The sequence below is a fragment of the Undibacterium sp. GW821-FHT11H02 genome (assembly GCF_058808015.1).
The window spans coordinates 363,352-382,802 of the sequence record NZ_JBXARG010000002.1; the positions used below are offsets into that span (position 1 = coordinate 363,352).

The 19,451-nt window shown below is 47.2% G+C and carries 14 protein-coding genes and 1 riboswitch; of the genes, 12 read left to right on the forward strand and 2 right to left on the reverse strand.

The window, feature by feature from the left end; translation table 11 throughout:
* Positions 1–136: 136 nt before the first annotated feature.
* On the reverse strand, positions 137–2,956 hold the full coding sequence (locus AC1RR2_RS03900; RefSeq protein ID WP_493220979.1) for a valine--tRNA ligase: 2,820 nt from the start codon (positions 2,954–2,956) through the stop codon (positions 137–139).
* A 559-nt stretch (positions 2,957–3,515) separates the two neighbouring features.
* Here AC1RR2_RS03900 and AC1RR2_RS03905 point away from each other — a divergent pair.
* The 12 genes from AC1RR2_RS03905 (at position 3,516) to AC1RR2_RS03960 (ending at position 17,330) form a co-directional block, all read left to right on the forward strand.
* On the forward strand, positions 3,516–5,648 hold the full coding sequence (locus AC1RR2_RS03905) for a tetratricopeptide repeat-containing diguanylate cyclase (protein WP_493220980.1): 2,133 nt from the start codon (positions 3,516–3,518) through the stop codon (positions 5,646–5,648).
* A 197-nt stretch (positions 5,649–5,845) separates the two neighbouring features.
* A riboswitch (TPP riboswitch) is annotated at positions 5,846–5,947 on the forward strand.
* Positions 5,948–6,030: 83 nt separating this feature from the next.
* The gene (gene thiC / locus AC1RR2_RS03910; RefSeq protein ID WP_493220981.1) at positions 6,031–7,944 is read left to right on the forward strand and encodes a phosphomethylpyrimidine synthase ThiC; all 1,914 of its coding nucleotides are present in this window, start codon (positions 6,031–6,033) and stop codon (positions 7,942–7,944) included.
* Positions 7,945–7,964: 20 nt separating this feature from the next.
* Positions 7,965–8,165 carry a sulfur carrier protein ThiS gene (thiS, locus tag AC1RR2_RS03915; protein ID WP_493220982.1) on the forward strand — a complete coding sequence of 67 codons (201 nt, stop codon included), beginning with the start codon at positions 7,965–7,967 and terminating at the stop codon, positions 8,163–8,165.
* A 5-nt stretch (positions 8,166–8,170) separates the two neighbouring features.
* Complete coding sequence (locus AC1RR2_RS03920; RefSeq protein ID WP_493220983.1) at positions 8,171–8,542, forward strand: endonuclease domain-containing protein; 372 nt, start codon at positions 8,171–8,173, stop codon at positions 8,540–8,542.
* A gap of 167 nt (positions 8,543–8,709) precedes the next feature.
* Positions 8,710–9,504 (forward strand): thiazole synthase, encoded by a 795-nt coding sequence (locus AC1RR2_RS03925; protein WP_493220984.1) that lies wholly within the window; start codon positions 8,710–8,712, stop codon positions 9,502–9,504.
* Positions 9,501–10,328: a bifunctional hydroxymethylpyrimidine kinase/phosphomethylpyrimidine kinase gene (thiD, locus tag AC1RR2_RS03930; protein WP_493220985.1), complete on the forward strand. Its 828-nt coding sequence runs from the start codon at positions 9,501–9,503 to the stop codon at positions 10,326–10,328. Before AC1RR2_RS03925 ends, thiD begins: the two co-directional genes overlap by 4 nt.
* 12 nt (positions 10,329–10,340) lie before the next feature.
* Positions 10,341–10,979: a thiamine phosphate synthase gene (thiE, locus tag AC1RR2_RS03935; RefSeq protein WP_493220986.1), complete on the forward strand. Its 639-nt coding sequence runs from the start codon at positions 10,341–10,343 to the stop codon at positions 10,977–10,979.
* Between the two features lie 164 nt (positions 10,980–11,143).
* Positions 11,144–12,010, forward strand: coding sequence for a response regulator (locus AC1RR2_RS03940; protein WP_493220987.1), 867 nt, complete (start codon positions 11,144–11,146; stop codon positions 12,008–12,010).
* Positions 12,011–12,050: 40 nt separating this feature from the next.
* Positions 12,051–12,332, forward strand: a complete 282-nt coding sequence (locus AC1RR2_RS03945) for a hypothetical protein (RefSeq protein WP_493220988.1) — start codon at positions 12,051–12,053, stop codon at positions 12,330–12,332.
* 89 nt (positions 12,333–12,421) lie between these two features.
* Positions 12,422–13,408 (forward strand): LacI family DNA-binding transcriptional regulator, encoded by a 987-nt coding sequence (locus tag AC1RR2_RS03950; RefSeq protein ID WP_493220989.1) that lies wholly within the window; start codon positions 12,422–12,424, stop codon positions 13,406–13,408.
* 31 nt (positions 13,409–13,439) lie between these two features.
* The gene (locus AC1RR2_RS03955) at positions 13,440–15,833 is read left to right on the forward strand and encodes a GH92 family glycosyl hydrolase (RefSeq protein ID WP_493220990.1); all 2,394 of its coding nucleotides are present in this window, start codon (positions 13,440–13,442) and stop codon (positions 15,831–15,833) included.
* 162 nt (positions 15,834–15,995) lie between these two features.
* Complete coding sequence (locus AC1RR2_RS03960; protein WP_493220991.1) at positions 15,996–17,330, forward strand: amidohydrolase; 1,335 nt, start codon at positions 15,996–15,998, stop codon at positions 17,328–17,330.
* A 93-nt stretch (positions 17,331–17,423) separates the two neighbouring features.
* Here AC1RR2_RS03960 and AC1RR2_RS03965 read toward each other — a convergent pair whose 3' ends face one another.
* Positions 17,424–19,400 carry a TonB-dependent receptor plug domain-containing protein gene (locus tag AC1RR2_RS03965; protein ID WP_493221006.1) on the reverse strand — a complete coding sequence of 659 codons (1,977 nt, stop codon included), beginning with the start codon at positions 19,398–19,400 and terminating at the stop codon, positions 17,424–17,426.
* Positions 19,401–19,451 lie beyond the last annotated feature (51 nt).

The following is a 19,451-nucleotide window of genomic DNA, read 5'->3' on the forward strand; positions in this document are numbered from 1 at the left end:
TTCCACTGGATTAGAGTGTTTTTAGATTGATTTTCTAAGTGAAGTAAGTACGACTAGCCAAATATAGTCACCCGCAAAAAAAACGCTTCAAAACCTCGAAGCGCTTTTTACATTTACAACTCAACCAAAAACCAAATCACCCCAACTTAGCAAACGACTCTTTCATCTTACTCAAAGTCGCAGAGAAGCCCGCGACGCGTTCTTTCTCTTGTTCGACGACCGCTGCTGGAGCGCGGGCGACGAAGCTTTCGTTGCTGAGTTTGGCTTGTGCTTTGTTGATTTCGGCTTCGAGTTTTGCCATTTCTTTCGAGAGGCGTTCGCGTTCTGCTGCGACGTCGATTTCTACTTTCAACATCAGTTTGGTTTCGCCGACGATGGAGACTGGTGCTGGTGAATCTGGTAAGACATCGACGATCTGCACTTCAGACAATTTCGCCAGAGCTGCCATGTAAGGTGCATAGCTTTCCATGCGTGCTTTGTCTGCAGCGTTTGCTGGTTGCAGTAACAGCGGTACGCGGACTGCTGGAGATAATTGCATTTCACCACGCAAGTTACGGCAGGCATCGGTGACGGCTTTGAGGCCTGTCATCCAACTTTCGGCGGCTTCGTCGATCGCTTCTGTATTCACCAATGGATAGGCTTGCATCATGATGGAATCGCCCGCTGGATTCAGCGTTTTGCCTGCCAATGGTGCGACCGTTTGCCACAATGCTTCAGTAACGAATGGGATCACTGGGTGTGCCATGCGCAGCGTGACTTCTAACACGCGTAACAAAGTGCGACGCGTTGCACGTTGTTGTGCTGGTGTGCCTTGTTGTACTTGGACTTTCGCTACTTCCAAATACCAATCGCAGTATTCATCCCACACAAACTTGTAGATAGCGGAGGCAATGTTGTCGAAGCGGTAGTCGGCGAAACCTTTTTCTAATTCTGCTTCTGTACGTTGCAAAGTGGAGATGATCCATTTGTCGGCTTGTGAATAGGCTAGATCATTGTCGGTTGCTGTGCCGGTGAAACCGCAATCTTGACCTTCGGTATTCATCAATACAAAGCGCGTTGCATTCCACAATTTATTGCAGAAGTTGCGATAGCCATCGCAGCGACCCAAGTCGAAGTTGATGTTGCGACCTAAGGATGCATAGCTCGCCATCGTGAAGCGCAGCGCGTCTGTGCCGTAAGCTGGAATACCATCACCAAATTCTTTGCGCGTGGCTTTGTCTATGCTTGCTGCTTGTTTTGGGTTCATCAAGCCGACAGTGCGTTTTGCCGCGAGTTCGTCAACCGTGATACCGTCGATCAAATCGATAGGGTCTAGCGTATTGCCTTTGGACTTGGACATTTTTTGGCCGCTGGAATCGCGCACCAAGCCATGCACGTACACCGTGTGGAATGGCACCTTGCCAGTGAAGTGCGCGGTCATCATGACCATGCGCGCTACCCAGAAGAAGATGATGTCAAAGCCGGTGACCAAGACGGATGATGGCAAGAATAGTTTGCTATCGACTGTCAATTCTGGCCAGCCCATCGTGGAGAATGGAACCAAGGCAGAAGAGAACCAGGTATCGAGCACGTCGTTGTCACGGTTCAATGCACCTGTGTAACCAGCGACTGCGGCTTTTGCTTTTGCTTCGGCTTCGTCGCGTGCCACGAAAATCTCACCATTGTCGCCATACCATGCTGGGATCTGATGACCCCACCAGAGTTGGCGTGAGATACACCAGTCTTGAATATTGTTCAGCCATTGATTGTAAGTTGTGCTCCAGTTTTCTGGTACGAACTTCACTTCGCCATTCGCGACTTTTTCTAGTGCGACTTCGGCAATCGATTTGCCTGGGAAATGTGTACCTTCCGGAGCTGGTTTGCTCATCGCCATAAACCATTGGTCGGTCAGCATTGGCTCGATGACGACATTAGTACGGTCGCCACGTGGCACCATGAGTTTGTGTGGCTTCACAGATTCGAGCAAACCTTGCGCATCGAGATCAGCGACCATTTGCTTACGTGCGACGAAGCGATCCATGCCTTGGTAAGCGGCTGGGCCGTTTTCGTTGATCTTCGCATCTAAAGTTAAGATGCTGATCAAGGCGAGGTTATGACGTTGACCAACTGCGTAATCGTTGAAGTCATGCGCTGGTGTGATCTTGACGCAGCCAGTGCCGAATTCTTTATCGACATAGCTATCGGCGATGACGGGAATTTCTCTATCAGTCAAAGGCAGTTTCAACATCTTGCCCACGAAAGCGGTGTAACGCTCATCGGTTGGATCAACCGCAACCGCCACGTCACCCAACAAGGTTTCAGGACGTGTGGTTGCTACCGTGAGATGCCCACTGCCATCTGAAAATGGATAACGGATATGCCACATCGATCCATCTTCTTCTTCGGATACGACTTCCAAATCAGATACGGCGGTACCTAAGACTGGGTCCCAGTTGACCAAACGTTTGCCGCGATAAATTAAGCCTTGTTCGACCAAACGTACGAACACTTCGGTCACCACTTTGGAACGTTCTGCATCCATCGTAAAGTATTCACGATTCCAATCGGCAGAGGCACCCATGCGGCGCATTTGGCCAGTGATGGTGGAGCCGGATTTTTCTTTCCATTCCCAGACTTTTTCTAAGAATTTTTCACGGCCTAAATCGTGACGAGAAATCTTTTGTGCATCGAGTTGGCGTTCAACGACGATTTGCGTCGCGATACCGGCGTGATCTGTGCCAGGTACCCATGCCGTATTGTAACCACGCATGCGGTAGTAACGCGTCAAGCCATCCATAATGGTTTGGTTGAAGGCGTGACCCATGTGCAAAGTGCCAGTGACGTTGGGTGGTGGGAGTTGAATACTAAATGAAGGTTTGGATTCATCGGTAGACGCGGTGAAGTATCCGCGCTTTTCCCATTCGGTACGCCAGAAGGATTCGATGTTGGCGGGTTCAAAAGACTTGGCTAATTCCATGATAGTGGCAGACGATAGAAGTTAAAGACCAGCGACTGAATGTACTCTCTGATGCGAGAGCATGCATTAGTCATTCGGCGAAACCTTTGATTATAAATGAGCATTGGGCTTGCCAGAAATTATCGCGGGATTTTTAGACCTTTTTTTGTGATAACAGTAACTGATGAGCTCTGTGCGCAAGACTTTCTGATCAAGAAAATATTGATTTAGCAAGCATATATTGGGTATGCCCTCTAAATCTGTCGCATATTCGATCCCAGCTCTAAAAAAGTATGATGATGCTCTAGGGGAAATGTTAGGATGTAATCTCTATGCACAAAAAATAAAAAGATGCGTGATTAGCACGGCTTAGGAGACGGGCTTATTTTGCAATCATCGCCTGATGTCAGCACTTAGTGGTGCTCGTCAAGGTCGAGATGCGAAAGGCTAAGACATTTCCGAAAGCGCGGCTAGTTATTCAATTCGCCAGCTCAATCGGTGACTATTTTCGGGTGGTCGTTGATTGATTTAGCAAGGTTTTTCGTGCACGCAATTGCAACGTGAACGAGGTGATGATCACATGAAGCGCTTATTTACTCTATCTGCTCCTCCAGACAATAGAAAATTGAGTGTGCCAAATGATCTAAAACATTATTCTTTATTGCAAATTGTGTTTGCAATCGTTTTCGCTGTCGCTTTCTCTTGCTGGTTTTTATCTGCCGATGCGCGAGCCGACAACACCACATTAATGGCACAGATCGATGCCATTCAATCGGTTTCTGACAAAAATAATGATGAAGGTTTGCGTCAGCTTATCGAATTCAAAAAGAAGCTTCCCGCCGATGCGGATCCAAAAGTGCGCCTTGAGACTTTAAGCATTTTGAGTAGTTTGTACTACGACGCGGGCAAAGGTAAATTAGGAAAAGAAACGGTCGACGAATTCGACGCACTGGCAAAAAAAATGCAGGATAAAGATGCCTTGTTGCTGATAGAGATTTTTGACAGCTTCAATATCTTTGAGACTTCTGGCGTCGCGGCAGCGTTTGCTCATTTGGAAAAATTGCATGAGCGCGTCATGAAATCGCCAGCCATAGGCCTGCAAATGCGTTATCACAACACGATGGCGGCCTTCTACAGTAATACCAATAAATTTGATGAAGCACTTAAGCAATATTTTGAAATGCTTAAGTTGACCGAGAAATTGCCGCGTCGTCAGGTGCAGGCGCGCATGGCGACTTGGGGCGCAATTGCTAATTTGTATTTGCAAATGAAAGACCCCGAAAAAGCCTTGGACGCAACGACACAAGCGCTGGCTATCTCTTCTGCCGAGGTGGCGCCAAAAGCCTTCATAGAAATTTCTATCTCTCGCGGTGTCGCCTTGAGCATTTTGAAGCGCAATGACGAAGCACTCAAGGAATATGAGACCGCACTGAAAATTGGTAAGGAAGAAAATTTACCCTACGCTGTCGCCTCGGCGCTGTTCAATATAGCCGATCAATATCTGATCAAAAAAGATTATAAGCGTGCCGAAAATTATGCACGAGAGGCAATCGCAAAATCAGAAGTCTTAGAAGATAAATGGGGTGTAGCCGGCGCCAAAGTTAATCTTGGACTGGCTTTGGGTGGGCAAGGCAAGGTCGCGCAAGGTGCGGAGTTGGTGAATCAAAGCTTAGATTTTTTTAGAAAAATTCATGCGAATTCCGATGTGGAAATGATACTCGGTGAATTTTCCATGATGTACGAAAATGCAGGTATGTACAAAGAAGCGCTCGCTTTGGCACGTGAACAGCAAAAACTCAGTGACGAAATTTTTCAATCAGATAGAACCAAGGCCGTCGCCGCCTTGCAAGAGCAATTTGACGCCGAGCATCGTAAAAAACAGATAGAAATTTTGGCGAAAGATAATGCGCTGAAAGATGCTGATATCAAGAATCACAGATTGCAGCAAATCGTCGCTTTGCTCGCTTCTTTGGTGGCCTTGCTGGCGGGTGCCTTTATCTATATGTTGTATCGCCGCAGTAAGAAACTGAATGAACAATTGCAGGAAGTGAATATGCAACTGGAATTTCATGCGGTGCGCGATCCACTTACTGGTTTGCATAATCGTCGTTCGTTTATCGCCTTAATGGCAGCTCGCGTGGGTCGGGTTGAGGTCGAAAGACGCGAAGGACATTTAAATCCCGATTGCATGATTTTGTTAGATATCGATCATTTCAAACATATCAATGATACTTGGGGGCATGCGGTGGGTGACGTTGTGCTCAAAGAGGTAGCGACACGTTTGCGTAATGCAGTGCGCGATGAAGATATGCTGATGCGCTGGGGTGGTGAAGAATTTTTGATTTTTTCTCCTAAATCAAATCCGGAACAAATTACCAGTCTGGTAGAGCGTGTATTACGTGCTATTGGTGATGCACCATTTAGCTGTGGTGATTTGAGTATCCCTGTGACGGTCACTGCTGGATTTATTTCAGTACCGTTCTCGGATGTGCCTGAGGATGTCTGTGACTGGGAACGTGCATTGCAGATCGCCGATATGGCCCTGTATCTTGGCAAAACACATGGCCGAAATCGAGCTTATGGTTTGTCGCGCCTGCTGGTTGCACATGAAGAAGCGATTACCACTTTGACACACGATCTTGCAGCGGCCATCAAACAGAATATGGTGGAAGTGATAGAAGTGTTAGGTCCTGTGCAAGAGCAAGCTAGTTAAAGCTGCCTTTGAAATTATGTGAATCTAAGTGAAGCCAAGTGAAGCAATTTGATGCTGAATGATGCTGAATGATGCTGAATTTGAGTTTAGAAATGTTGATGTAGAAATTTTCTATTTTTCTAATTCACGGCTATAATGCGCCGGCAATTCCCGCATTGGGGATGTAGTGAAAAGTTGATAGTAGTAAAAAATACGATGTAAAACGCTAGGGGTCCTGACAAGTTTGTATCTGTCGGGTGAGAAATACCCTTGAACCTGATCTGGATAATGCCAGCGAAGGGAAGCAGCCAAAACCGTGATGCCACCCAAATTGAGGTGAGCCATCGCCCAGTTTGGAAACTCCTTTGCTGGCTCCGTGCCATCCATAAAGCAAAGGAGCCAAATGAACGCTAACCCACAATTTTTGTCCGCCACCGCCAAGGTCGACCAAGCCGCTATTCAAGCCTTACCTAATTCTCGTAAGATTTACGTCACGGGTAGTCGCCCTGACATTCGTGTACCTATGCGCGAAATTTCACAAGCCGATACACCAGCAATGTTCGGCGCGGAAAAAAATCCACCGATTTATGTCTACGACACCTCAGGCCCTTACACTGATCCTGATGTGAAGATCGATATCCGCTCTGGCTTAGCGTCAGTACGCGGGACATGGATCGCAGAACGTAATGACACCGAAGAACTAGCTGGACCGAGTTCCGAATATGGCATCGAACGCCTGCACGATCCTAAGTTGCATGAGTTGCGCTTTAACTTGCAACGCAAACCACGTCGTGCACTGCAAGGCAAAAACGTCACGCAAATGCATTACGCACGACTAGGTATCGTCACACCAGAAATGGAATATGTGGCGATACGCGAAAATATGCGACGCCAAGAATATTTAGAGGATCTGAAAAACTCCGGTCCTATGGGCGAGAAACTTGCTGCTATGATGGGGCGTCAACATCCGGGGCAATCTTTTGGGGCTTCGATCCCTGCGCAAATCACACCTGAATTTGTACGCGATGAAATCGCCCGTGGTCGTGCGATTATTCCCGCGAATATTAATCATCCCGAAGTTGAGCCTATGATTATCGGTCGCAATTTCTTAGTCAAAATCAACGCGAATATCGGCAACTCGGCGGTGACTTCATCTATCGGTGAAGAAGTCGAAAAAATGACTTGGGCGATACGTTGGGGCGGCGACAATGTGATGGATCTGTCGACGGGTAAACACATACACGAAACCCGTGAATGGATTATCCGCAATTCACCAGTGCCGATTGGTACGGTGCCGATCTATCAGGCACTGGAGAAAGTCAATGGTAAGGCCGAAGATCTGACCTGGGAGATTTTCCGCGATACCTTGATCGAACAAGCCGAGCAGGGCGTTGACTACTTCACGATACACGCGGGTGTACGTTTGCAGTATGTACCACTGACGGCAAAGCGTATGACGGGCATCGTGTCACGCGGCGGATCGATCATGGCGAAATGGTGCTTGGCCCATCACAAAGAAAGCTTCTTGTACGAGCATTTCGAAGATATTTGTCAGATCATGAAGGCCTATGATGTGTCCTTCTCATTAGGCGATGGTTTGCGCCCAGGCTCGATTTACGATGCCAATGATGAAGCACAACTCGGTGAATTAAAGACGCTGGGCGAACTCACGCAAATCGCTTGGGAACATGATGTGCAAGTGATGATAGAAGGCCCAGGTCATGTGCCTATGCATCTGATTAAAGAGAATATGGATCTGCAATTAGAACAATGCCATGAAGCGCCGTTCTATACGTTGGGGCCGCTGACGACAGACATCGCACCGGGTTACGATCACATCACCTCCGGTATAGGCGCGGCACAAATTGGTTGGTACGGTACAGCGATGCTGTGTTACGTCACACCGAAAGAACATTTGGGTTTGCCGAATAAAGTCGATGTCAAAGACGGCATCATCACTTACAAAATTGCGGCGCATGCAGCAGATTTGGCGAAGGGGCATCCGGGCGCACAAATCCGCGATAACGCTTTATCGAAAGCCCGTTTTGAATTCCGTTGGGAAGACCAATTTAATATCGGTTTAGATCCAGACAAAGCCCGTGAATTTCATGACGAAACGCTACCTAAAGATTCTGCCAAAGTCGCCCATTTCTGCTCCATGTGCGGCCCACATTTTTGTTCTATGAAGATTACACAGGAAGTACGTGACTATGCAGCGACACAAGGTATCAGCGAAATCGATGCTTTAAAAAAAGGCATGGAAGTCAAAGCCATCGAGTTTGTGAAATCCGGCGCAGAAATCTACAAAAAATCCTAGGTGATGCGATGGAAACTGTGATGAAAATTCAGCTCAATGGCGAGCCACGTGTTTTATCGTCAGAAACTGATTTACATAGTCTGATCACGGAACTGCAATTAGGGAATCTGGCGATTGCGGTTGCGGTCAATCGTCAAGTGATACGCCGCACGCTTTGGCAGCAACATACCTTGCAGGCGGGTGATCAGGTGGATGTGGTGCGGGCGATTGGTGGTGGATAACTCCAATGCGTAGCTCTTCCAATTCACACATCACTGCGAATGCACGTTTGTTGCGTAGAGATATGACAGACGTTGAACATTTGTTGTGGGCGCGATTGCGCCGCGAACAATTGGGAGTGAAATTTCGAAGGCAGCATCCTTTTCTAAATTATGTTTTGGATTTTGTGTGTTTGGAGTGGAAGTTAGTTGTTGAATTAGACGGAGCACAGCACGCAGATGCAATTCCTTATGATAACCAGAGAACGAAGCGCCTAAATGATGCTGACTATGTTGTTCTCCGTTTTTGGAATAATCAGGTTGTAGAAGAACTAGAGAGTGTGGTGGAAGAAATTTATCGGCAGGTAGAAATCAGAAGGAAGGAATTTAAGCGACCTTGAGAGAAACCCATCCCCATCCCAGCCTTCCACTTGAAGGGGAAGGAGTATCCCGGTCCTAAATAGGTGCTTTGTGCGATGAACATTCCCTCCCCTTCAAGGGGAGGGTTAGGGTGGGGATGGGTTTTAGTCATATGAATGAGCAAAAAATTAATCAGGATAGAAAAACCATGACAACGCATGAAAAGCCAAACAGCCTGACCATAGCAGGCAAAACCTACAACTCACGCCTCTTAGTCGGCAGTGGAAAATACAAAGACCTAGATCAAACCAGGCTGGCCACCGAAGCCAGTGGCGCCGACATCATCACCGTGGCCATCCGCCGCGTGAACATAGGCCAAGACCCCAACGCACCGAGCTTGCTCGATGTCGTTCCTATGTCGAAGTACACGATACTGCCCAACACAGCGGGTTGTTATAACGCGAAGGACGCGATCTATACCTTGCAGTTAGGTCGTGAATTACTCGGTGGTCACAAGCTATGCAAGCTCGAAGTTTTGGGTGATGAAAAAACGCTCTTTCCGAATATGCCAGAAACTTTAGAAGCCGCCAAAGTGCTGGTCAAAGATGGTTTCGATGTGATGGTGTATTGCAGTGATGATCCTATTCAAGCGCGTATGTTGGAAGATATCGGTTGTGTCGCGGTAATGCCACTAGCCTCCTTGATCGGTTCTGGCATGGGCATTTTAAATCCATGGAATCTCTCTTTGATCATCGAGCAGGCTAAGGTGCCTATCATTGTTGATGCCGGGGTCGGTACTGCATCGGATGCGGCGATTGCGATGGAGCTTGGTTGTGATGGTGTGTTGATGAATACTGCAATTGCTGGAGCGCGTGATCCTGTCCGTATGGCGCGGGCTATGGGATTGGCGGTAGAAGCTGGGCGTGAAGCATTTTTGGCGGGGCGGATTGCCCGAAAGTTCGCAGCAACGCCATCCTCACCGATGGCAGGTCGGGTCGTATGAAACAGATTACTATGACAGCCCAGCGACCTTGTGTTCTGGTGTTTGCCGGACACGACCCTAGTGGTGGTGCTGGTATTCAAGCTGACATTGAAGCGGTTACGGCACAGGGCGCGCACGCGCTCACCGTGATTACCAGTTTGACGGTGCAGGACAATAATCAGGTCTACGCGGTGCATCCGGTTGCGTCGGAAATTGTTTTGGCTCAGGCGCAAAGCTTAATCAAGAATTTTGAAGTGAAGGTAATAAAGCTGGGTATTACAGGTAGTGCGCAAAACGCTTTAGTCATCGCTTCCCTTATTCGTGAATTGCAAGCGACTAACCCAGATTTGGTGGTGGTATTAGATCCGGTGTTGGGTAGCGGGCGGGGTCAGCAATTGGCTTTGGATGATGCGGTACTCGCTCTAGCGCCGTTATTGGACGTAGCGACTTTAATTACCCCGAATTTACCCGAAGTCGTACGTCTGGCGCCACATGGTCTGACTGCTGCTCAACAGGCGGTTTCCCTATTAGGCGGAACTTGTCGCGATGTCTTGCTTAAAGGTGGGCATGGGCTGGACCAGCAAGTCCGCAATCGCTGGTTTAGTCAGCGCGCTGAATTGTCCGAATTAACTTGGTATTGGCCGAGATTGGAGGGCGAATTTCACGGCAGTGGCTGCACGCTGGCCGCCGCCGTTGCGGGACAACTGGCTTGTGGCCATAGCATGGAAAAAAGTTTGCTTGCGGCGCAGAGGTATACTCAGCTTTGTTTGCAACTGGCTTATCCAATTGCTGCTGGACAGTTAATTCCCCAACGTTACTTTGTTGAGCACGGAAACCAACTATAGGGAGACGAATAAATGAAAATAGTAAGCGCACTTCAATGTGATCTACGTGGCTTATATTTGATCACCCCGAATTGGGACGATACGGATCAGCTATTAACCGTGACAGAAAAGGCTTTGCAGGCGGGCGTCTGTCTATTGCAATATCGGCATAAGACTGCATCCAAGGCGCTGCGACGGATACAGGCTGAGGCTTTACTAGCGCTGTGCCGACGCTACGCAGTGCCGTTCATTATTAATGATCATATCCAGTTGTGTTTGGATTTAGATGCAGATGGCGTCCATGTTGGCGGTACTGATATCTCAGTCGCGCAGGCATGTGCTTTAGTTGGTAAAGATAAAATGGTCGGTGCCTCTTGTTATGGTGATTTGCAGCTGGCGCGTGAGGCGCAAGCACAAGGCGCTAGCTATGTTGCCTTTGGTGGTTTTTATCCTTCCTTGGTAAAGCAGTATCCAGTCACCACCGCACCGGAGATAGTGAATGCTGCAAAACGTGAGATTAGTTTGTCAATAGTTGTAATCGGTGGCATGAGCCTTAGCCTAGCGCGCCCCTTGGTGCAACGTGGTGCTGACATGGTTGCTGTTATTAGTAGTGTGTACCAGGCGGAAGATCCGGAAAGTGCCTGCCGGGAATTTGTTGCTCTTTTCCAATAGACAGTTGCGATAAGACCACTTCATGTTGTGTAATGATCGCAAAACCAGACGCACTACTAAATTCGATCTATTTCCTAGGTCTTTTTAATTGGTTATTTCTTATTTTTGCGTGCTTTATTGTATGATCTCGTGAATGATTGTTGAAATCAAACTCAGGTTCCCAGATGACTCAAGCTACTCCCCTGACGTCTGCTGCAAAAAGCAGTCGTCGCTTTGTTTTAGAAATGCGCGGTTTTTCAGATGCAGAAAAAAATATGCTGGCATCGACCTTTCGTCTCACCGGACGACGTGAAATCGCTTACGTTGAGCCGACTGTTGGCGAAAACAGAACCGACATCTATTTAATTAATGCCGATAATCCCGAGGCCTTAAATGAATTAATCAACCGTGATATAGGTGCGCCAAACGCTCATTCGCCAGCCGTGGTGATAGGACGCGTGCCTGTAGAAACGCCTTGGCCTTTTGTCGCCAAGCCTATACATTGGATGCGCTTATTCGAGAACCTCGATGGCGAAATGCAGCGTGCTTTGCGTGAGCGTAGTGCCCGTAATAGCGCTAACGAAAATTGGGATGGTGCAACGCTGCGTCGTTCTTCTGATCAAAAGGTCGCTACGAGTCAGGAAGTGGTCGAGACGCCAGTGCGTGAGACTGTGTTAGTCGTCGACGATAGTGCCACCGTGCGTGCGTTTATGCGGATCAAATTGTCGCCGTTTCAATTCGATGTGGACTTTGCCGAAACCGGTGAGCAAGCGGTGGAAAAGGCGATCGCAAAAGCGGTCGATAAACCTTATAACTGCATATTCTTGGATATTATGATGCCGGGCATTGATGGTTACGAGGTCTGTAAAAAAATCAAATCGAATAATAATACCAAGCAGTCTGCGGTCGTGATGTTAACCAGTAAATCATCTATCATTGATAAGTTGCGCGCCAATTGGTCAGGCTGCGATGCATTTTTGAGTAAGCCCGTGGGTGAAGATGATCTGCTTGCTACCATTGCAAAATTCTTACCGAGCGCGCGACAGGCCTGATCAGGTTCCATACTTTCGTCAATTTAAAAAGCTGCTGTTCATGATGAATAGCAGCTTTTTTTTCGCCTCGGCTAATGCAAGGCAAACGGCATTTATTGCTCAAAATTATGAATTCAAATCGCCGTTATTGGCAAGGCGAGCGGGGAGCGGCGTTCTGGTTTTTTTGCTGTTTGCTGTTGCTAAAGGAGATTGGAGTCAGGGTTGGCTTGTTATGATTTTAGTGAAGAAAATCGGCTTAAATTTGTTTACTAAACTCGCTAAACTACGTCTATTCGAATTCCTTCATTTGCCCTTGTTCCGCTCTCAGTTTAAGATAGGCTAGGCTAAACTGCTGTCGTACTTAGCATTAGCTGTTTATTAAACCGCCAATAAATCTGACATTTTCTCTACGATTTTGCAAGGAATTGCTCTATGAGTGTCACCATACGCGATATCGCAAAAACCACGGGCTTATCGTTGGGAACCATTTCGCGTGCGCTTAAAAATCAAAGTGGTTTGACCGAGGCGACACGTGCCAGAGTATTTGAGGCGGCGCGCGCGATGGGTTATGACCTTTCCAATCTTAAGCAAGGCCGTTTGCGTCGCATCGCTTTTCTGCTGCATCGACAACACAATACTTTATCCAGCAGCCCTTTTTTCTCGCCTGTACTGCATGGCGCAGAAGCGGCTTGCCGTAAAGAGGGTATCGCTTTGTCCTTTGTCGCGGTGGGGCCGGCCGAACCCGTGATGGAGCAAATCCGTGTGCATCAACCGGATGCGATTTTATGTGCGGGATTTTTTGAACCGGAGTTGTTACATGCAATCCGCGCCTCCGGTAAACCCATGGTTCTGGTTGACATGCAATTGCCAGGTTACACCTCGATTAATCCAGATAATCGACTGGGTGGTTATCTGGCTACCCGCCATTTGATCAAGACCGGACGCAAACGAATCGCGATGTTAAGTGGCCCGGCCGCGCACTACAGCATACAAGAGCGCGTACACGGTTTTCGTAAGGCTTTGTATGACGCTAAGTTACTTGCCAATCCAGCCTTAGAAATCGCAATTCCCCACCATGCCAACGAAGAGGTCAGCGTTAAGAGAGCCATGTTAAGCCTGTTGGCGATGACACAGCCACCAGATGCGGTCTTTTGCTACAACGACAGTACCGCATTGACCGCGATGCAAACTTGTTTAGAGGCCGGTTTGAAAGTGCCGCACGATATTGCGATTATCGGTTTCGATAATATCAGCGCCGCACCGCGCGCCAATCCGCCTCTGAGCAGCATACATGTCGATAAAGAAGCCTTGGGCGCGGAAGGCGTGGAAATATTATTACGCAAGACTCAAGATGAAATAGTAGAGAAAATTCTCGCCGTGCAATTGATGGTACGTGAGAGTAGTACTGATGAGTTGTAATTCTGATTCACAAAATAAGAGAAAGAAAATCATGTCTAGATTATTGCCCCGATTGAACTTGATGTGCTCAGTTTTACTCGATTCAACTACAACCCGCACAAGTTCGAAGTATGTCTTGGCGCTTGGTTTGTTCTTAGGCGTCGTCACGCTGAACGCCCACGCTGCTGATAAAAATAGTCCTGCCGCTGCGGTGAATGTGTTCATCGGAACGGGCGGGGATGGGCACACTTTTCCTGGCGCGACGCGGCCGTTTGGTATGGTGCAATTAAGTCCTGATACGCAAGTCCGGCACTTCAAGCAAAGTTACCCCTGGGCGGCAGGTTATCGCTATGAAGACGACTCTATACTTGGTTTCTCACACACGCATTTTTCCGGTACCGGACACTCCGATTTGGGTGATGTTTTGTTGATGCCTTATAGCGGTGAAACCAAATTAGAACCAGGCTATCCTGAGCGTGCGTATAGTGGCTATCGTTCACGCTTTAGTCATCAGCAAGAACAGGCTGAACCTGGTTATTACGCGGTGAAATTATTGGATCACGAGATCAATGTGGAACTGACCGCCAGCGAACGCGTGGGATTGCATCGCTATCGTTTTGCAAAAAACTCAGATGCAAAATTGATCGTTGATTTACGTAGCAGTATTTATGATTACAAGACTAAGAATCTGTGGTCTAACCTACGTGTTCGCAATAACACTTTAGTCACCGGCATGCGTGAAACACGCGGTTGGGCAGCCGGACGACAAGTGTATTTTGCGATGCAATTTTCACGACCATTTGTCAGCAGAGAGATCCATAATCGCGAAGACGCGGTTGAATATCGTGGATTTGCAGGTCCCGGTGCAGGTGCTAAAGATAAAGTGAAAATTGAAGGCAAGGCGATAGTCGCGGCCTTTGATTTCGGCACGCCAGATGATCAAACTTTGATGGTGAAAGTGGCGATTTCTGCCGTGAGCGAAGACGGCGCTATTGCTAATTTGAGCGAAATGAAAGATTGGGATTTCGCCGCGGAACGTAACAAAGCCAGTCAGGCATGGAATGAAGCTTTATCGGCGGTGAGCATAGAAGCCAAACCAGAAATGCGCACCATAGCGTATACCGCGCTCTACCACAGCATGATGGGCCCTGGCTTATTTATGGATATCGATGGTCGCTATCGCGGCCCAGATAATCAGGTACATCAAGCCGATGGTTTCCGTTTTCATTCTACTTTTTCCTTGTGGGACACCTATCGCGCTTTGCATCCTTTGCTAACGCTCATTCAACCCGAGGCACGCAATGCGGATTTTGTAAAATCATTGATCGCTTCCCAGCAATTTAGTCCTGATGGCATTTTGCCCGTATGGCAATTTCATGGTTTAGAAACTTGGTGCATGATTGGTTATCACGCGGTGCCAGTAATCGCGGATGCGTACATGAAAGGGATCAAAGGTTTTGATGCCGAGGCTGCTTTAAATGCTATGGTTAAAAGTGCAGAGTACGGTCCGTATGGCGGCTTACAACACTACATGAAATTCGGCTACGTGCCGACTGACCTGGAGCCGGAAGCGGCGTCCAAAACGGTAGAGTATGCCTTCGATGACTGGACGATTGCTCGCATGGCAGAGAAAATGGGTAAGACGGAAATCGCGAAAAAATTCTATGCCCGTGCTCAGTACTATCGCAATGTGTTTGACACCAAAACAGGTTTCATTCGTGCCCGCAAATCGAATGGCGAATTCCGAATTCCTTTCGATCCTACCGTATCGAATTTTGGTAGCGATTACACTGAAGGCAGCGCCTGGCAATATTCCTGGTATATGCCGCACGACAACGCCGGTTTGATCTCTATGTTAGGCGGCGATGCTGCGGCAACGTCAAAGATCGATCAGGTTTTTGACGCCAAAGTGGATGAAAAAGTGTATGCGCACATGGAAGATATTTCCGGATTAATTGGTCACTACGCCCATGGTAACGAACCTTCACATCATGTTGCCTATCTCTATAATTATTTCGGCGCACCTTGGAAGACACAACAGCGTTTGCAGCAAATTGTTGATAGCCAATACCATGCTAAACCTGACGGCCTATCGGGGAATGACGATCTCGGTCAAATGTCAGCATGGTTAGCATTCACCAGCTTTGGTTTTTATCCGGTCGCGCCGGGCAGTAATGAATACATTATTGGACGCCCGTTCTTGGATAAGACTATATTGAATTTACCCAATGGGAAAAAATTCATCATACGTGCAGATCATTTGAGCAAGACGAATATGTATGTTGGTGCTGTGATGTTAAACGGCAAAACCTTAGACAAAAATTACTTATCGCACGAGCAAATTACGGCGGGTGGTGAATTGATTTTCACTATGCAAGCGCAAGCGAATAAAAAGTGGGGCAGTAGCAAAGACGCGCGTCCATATACCCAGACTCAGTATCAGTAAACAAGTTGGAGATAGTATTTTTGCTTGAAGTTTAGGAAGGCAAGAGACACTCGCCTTGTTGCTTAGGAGAAAATGCGTTAAGGTAAGACGGCAGAAGAAGAGAATTTATCGATCGTTTTATTCTCTCTCTCATCCTTACGCATACTTTTCTGGAGATGAACAATGATGGTGAAAACGCTCTTGGCTTCTAGCATTGCTTCTGGTTTTTTATTATTGAGCGGCATTTCACTAGCCGCTGACTCAGAATTAAAACTGGCGATCGCCAAAAACTATAACGCACAGCTCAAACCCTTGTTTGAGTACTTTCATCAAAATCCTGAGCTCTCGTTCATGGAAGTTAATACTTCGGCGCGTCTTGCGAAAGAGCTGCGCGCCGCTGGTTTTGAAGTCACCGAAGGCGTAGGGAAAACTGGCGTCGTTGCGATGCTCAAAAACGGTCCTGGCCCTTTAGTGATGATGCGCGCCGACATGGATGGTTTGCCCTTAGAAGAAAAATCTGGCTTGCCGTATGCCTCCAAAGCACAGCAAAAAGATCCTGATGGTAAATTGCAAAACGTGATGCATGCTTGCGGCCATGATGTACACATCACGAGCTTAGTCGGTACGGCAATACAAATGGCAGCGCGTAAAAATCAATGGTCAGGTACTTTAATGTTAGTCGGTCAGCCTGCTGAAGAGCGCGTGGGCGGTGCTGCATTAATGATGAAAGATCAAATCTGGAAACGCTTTGGTCAACCTAAATATGCCTTAGCTTTCCATGTTGATTCTGGTTCGGAGGCAGGCAAGATTACCGCCGAAGAAGGCTCGCCCTATTCCGGTGTCGATACGGTAGAGATCGTCGTGCACGGCGTGGGCACCCACGGTGCTTCTCCACATTTGGGTAAAGATCCTGTGGTGATCGGTGCGCAAATTGTGATGGCATTACAAACCATTGTCACTCGTGAAGTCGCTCCGCGTGAGCCTGCAGTGATTACGGTTGGGTCTTTCCACTCTGGCACGAAAGCGAACATTATTTCTGACATAGCTAAATTGCAGCTGAGTGTGCGTAGTGAGAGCAAAGAGACGCGCGCATTGTTACTGTCAGCGATTAAGCGTGTTGCAATTAATACCGGACGCGCGGCGGGTTTGCCAGAAAACTTATTGCCAGAAGTGACCGAGGTTGATACCCCAACACCGCCAACGTTGAACGATATTCCATTGACCCAACGTTTGAAAAAAGTGTGGACAGAAAAACTCGGCAAAGACGCTTTCGCCGTACCGAAAATGCGTGACGGCATGGGCGCAGAAGATTTCCCTTTCTTCGTCACTGATCCCTACATTCCTAGTGTGTATTTCTCGATAGGCGGCACACCTAAAGAGGCTTTTGAGATTGAGAAAAAAGGTGGTGCCGCAGTTCCTGGTCACCATAGTCCAATTTTTAAAATTACACCAGAGCCAGCGGTTAGAGCTGGTGTGGAAGCGACTGTGATTGCTTTGTTGGATTTGATGAAGAAGTAATATTGGCATTCTGTTTTTCGACTAACAAAAAAGCCGCTTTTTTAGCGGCTTTTTTGTTAGTTCGCAACTTCAAACGGCCTGTCAATGGTCTCGTCAAAATTTGTGTTCGAGGTTCAAAGATACTTTACGAAATTGAGGATAGTAAAAGTGGTTTAGCGTGCGAAAATTGGCAATTTTTTGCTCGGTTTGATATGCAGACTGGCTTTTCAATAGATTATCAATCGAAGTCCGTAGTAGCGTTTCCTGATTAAATTTCCAAACCGCATAAAGATCAAGGGTAGTTGGTGTTAGTGTATATTTGCGTTCACTAATGCCGGTTTGCTGCCAACGACTATCGCTATACCGCAGGTTATATCCTAAACTCAGTGGTAAATTTTTAGCGCGATAATCGATACTGAGTTTCGCGTTTAAAGTATTTGGACTCAAAATATTGTCTGGTGCAGGTAAAGAAGAAACCTTAGACCAAGTCTTATTGAGGTCAAAACTGATATCAATATTTGGTGCGCCCTCGATAAAGCGCTTGAGAGGGAATTGCGTCTCGAATTCTAGACTCTTGCTGATAGCATCTCCCGAATTGATAGTGGTTCTCCACCAAGCGTCAGCATAATAACTGATACTTTCCCTATGCAAGCCTGAAATGCTCCGTAATTTACTACGGATTGTGTAGTTCCAATCGTCTTTGCCATTATGTTCGTAAGCGGCATCGAGTGACCACGCTAATTCAGGTCGTAAGGCTAGGTTGCCGCGAAAATTCGGTGACTCAATAGAATTATTAAGCGATTTTTGGATAGGCGACACCAGTTGAAACTCCGAGGGAGCCTGCAAACTTTTGGATAAGCCTAGGCGTAGTCGATCTGTGTTGTCTGGATTCAGTTGCCACAAAGTTTGTACAATAGGACTGAGTACATTCGATTGGTATTTTAGTTTTTCTTGTGCTGTACCTTCACTTTGCAATTTAACTGACTCCCAACGCAAGCCAAAGTAGGCCGATGAATCCTTGCGAAACTTCCATTCGTCCTGAGTAAAGAAAGCCAGTTGCTTGATTGCCGCTTGATTGGATTGAAAATCATGTGTCGTTGAAATTGGGAGGTAGTTCTGCTGTGTCTCTTCGCTTCGGCTATTGGTCAAAGACTTGGAAACTGTCCAACCAAGGACAATATCATGCTCGTCATTGCTTGGCACTGTGAGTTTGCCAGAGTTACTGAAAGCGCTGAGTTTGCTATGTGTATAAACATCGCGATCAAAGTAGGCCTTATTTTGCGAATTAAATGTGTGGTCTAGTGTCTTAAACGCGGTGATGATCGAGTTAAAACTCGAATTGATATCGACTTTCAAGTCACCGATTGTGCTTAAGGAGCGCAGATTGGTGTTTCCGAAGTTGGTAGCGCTTTGAAGATTAAAGAAATTTTTCCCTATCGGTAAAACTTGTCCTATCAAAAAATCATAGTCGGTTTTTCCATTGAAACTTGAGCGGTTCAGCACCAATGAGGTAGATGAAGTGAAGGTGGTACCTGCTTCGGTAATGTATTGAAGACGAGGGGTGCCACTGAAGCTGTAGGTATTTAATTTTAGAAACTCATGCACCCTATATTTTTTTGTAAGCTGATTTCTATCGTCGAAGAATTCATTGGTCGATGTCGATGCCCCATGAGATATTCCACCATTATCTTTGGCGCTCAACGACAAAGAGTAAGATAGATTGCCCTGCTTATCTGACGCTAGCCATTCAATTGCACTGGTAGTTTTGTAACTATTCGCAACTTTCGCCTTAATCTGCGTTTGTTTGTTGGCGGGTATTCGCTTCAGAATTATATTTATTGTCCCGGCCATAGCTTGGCTGCTGAACTGCGCGTTGCCTGCGCGATAGATCTCTACCCGTTCAATCAGATTCATGGGGATATCTGCGATTGTGATTCCGCGCGGTGGTTCGCCATCCACTAAGATTTGTGTATAAGCCGCATTCATTCCTGGTAATTGCAACTGATCTTTGACTACCAACACACCCGGTACACGTTTCATCGCGTCGTTAATATTGGTGTCGCCATGTAAACCTCCCTCAATCAGTGCCAGGTATTACTAGAGTTTTGAGGTTGGTGAAACAACCGGTATTCAACAGGGGTC

Excerpts from the sequence above, each read along its gene's own strand:
- AC1RR2_RS03900 (WP_493220979.1), bottom strand. The coding sequence starts at position 2,956 with ATGGAATTAGCCAAGTCTTTTGAACCCGCCAACATCGAATCCTTCTGG.
- AC1RR2_RS03905 (WP_493220980.1), top strand. The coding sequence starts at position 3,516 with ATGAAGCGCTTATTTACTCTATCTGCTCCTCCAGACAATAGAAAATTG.
- thiC (WP_493220981.1), top strand. The coding sequence starts at position 6,031 with ATGAACGCTAACCCACAATTTTTGTCCGCCACCGCCAAGGTCGACCAA.
- thiS (WP_493220982.1), top strand. The coding sequence starts at position 7,965 with ATGAAAATTCAGCTCAATGGCGAGCCACGTGTTTTATCGTCAGAAACT.
- AC1RR2_RS03920 (WP_493220983.1), top strand. The coding sequence starts at position 8,171 with ATGCGTAGCTCTTCCAATTCACACATCACTGCGAATGCACGTTTGTTG.
- AC1RR2_RS03925 (WP_493220984.1), top strand. The coding sequence starts at position 8,710 with ATGACAACGCATGAAAAGCCAAACAGCCTGACCATAGCAGGCAAAACC.
- thiD (WP_493220985.1), top strand. The coding sequence starts at position 9,501 with ATGAAACAGATTACTATGACAGCCCAGCGACCTTGTGTTCTGGTGTTT.
- thiE (WP_493220986.1), top strand. The coding sequence starts at position 10,341 with ATGAAAATAGTAAGCGCACTTCAATGTGATCTACGTGGCTTATATTTG.
- AC1RR2_RS03940 (WP_493220987.1), top strand. The coding sequence starts at position 11,144 with ATGACTCAAGCTACTCCCCTGACGTCTGCTGCAAAAAGCAGTCGTCGC.
- AC1RR2_RS03945 (WP_493220988.1), top strand. The coding sequence starts at position 12,051 with ATGATGAATAGCAGCTTTTTTTTCGCCTCGGCTAATGCAAGGCAAACG.
- AC1RR2_RS03950 (WP_493220989.1), top strand. The coding sequence starts at position 12,422 with ATGAGTGTCACCATACGCGATATCGCAAAAACCACGGGCTTATCGTTG.
- AC1RR2_RS03955 (WP_493220990.1), top strand. The coding sequence starts at position 13,440 with ATGTCTAGATTATTGCCCCGATTGAACTTGATGTGCTCAGTTTTACTC.
- AC1RR2_RS03960 (WP_493220991.1), top strand. The coding sequence starts at position 15,996 with ATGATGGTGAAAACGCTCTTGGCTTCTAGCATTGCTTCTGGTTTTTTA.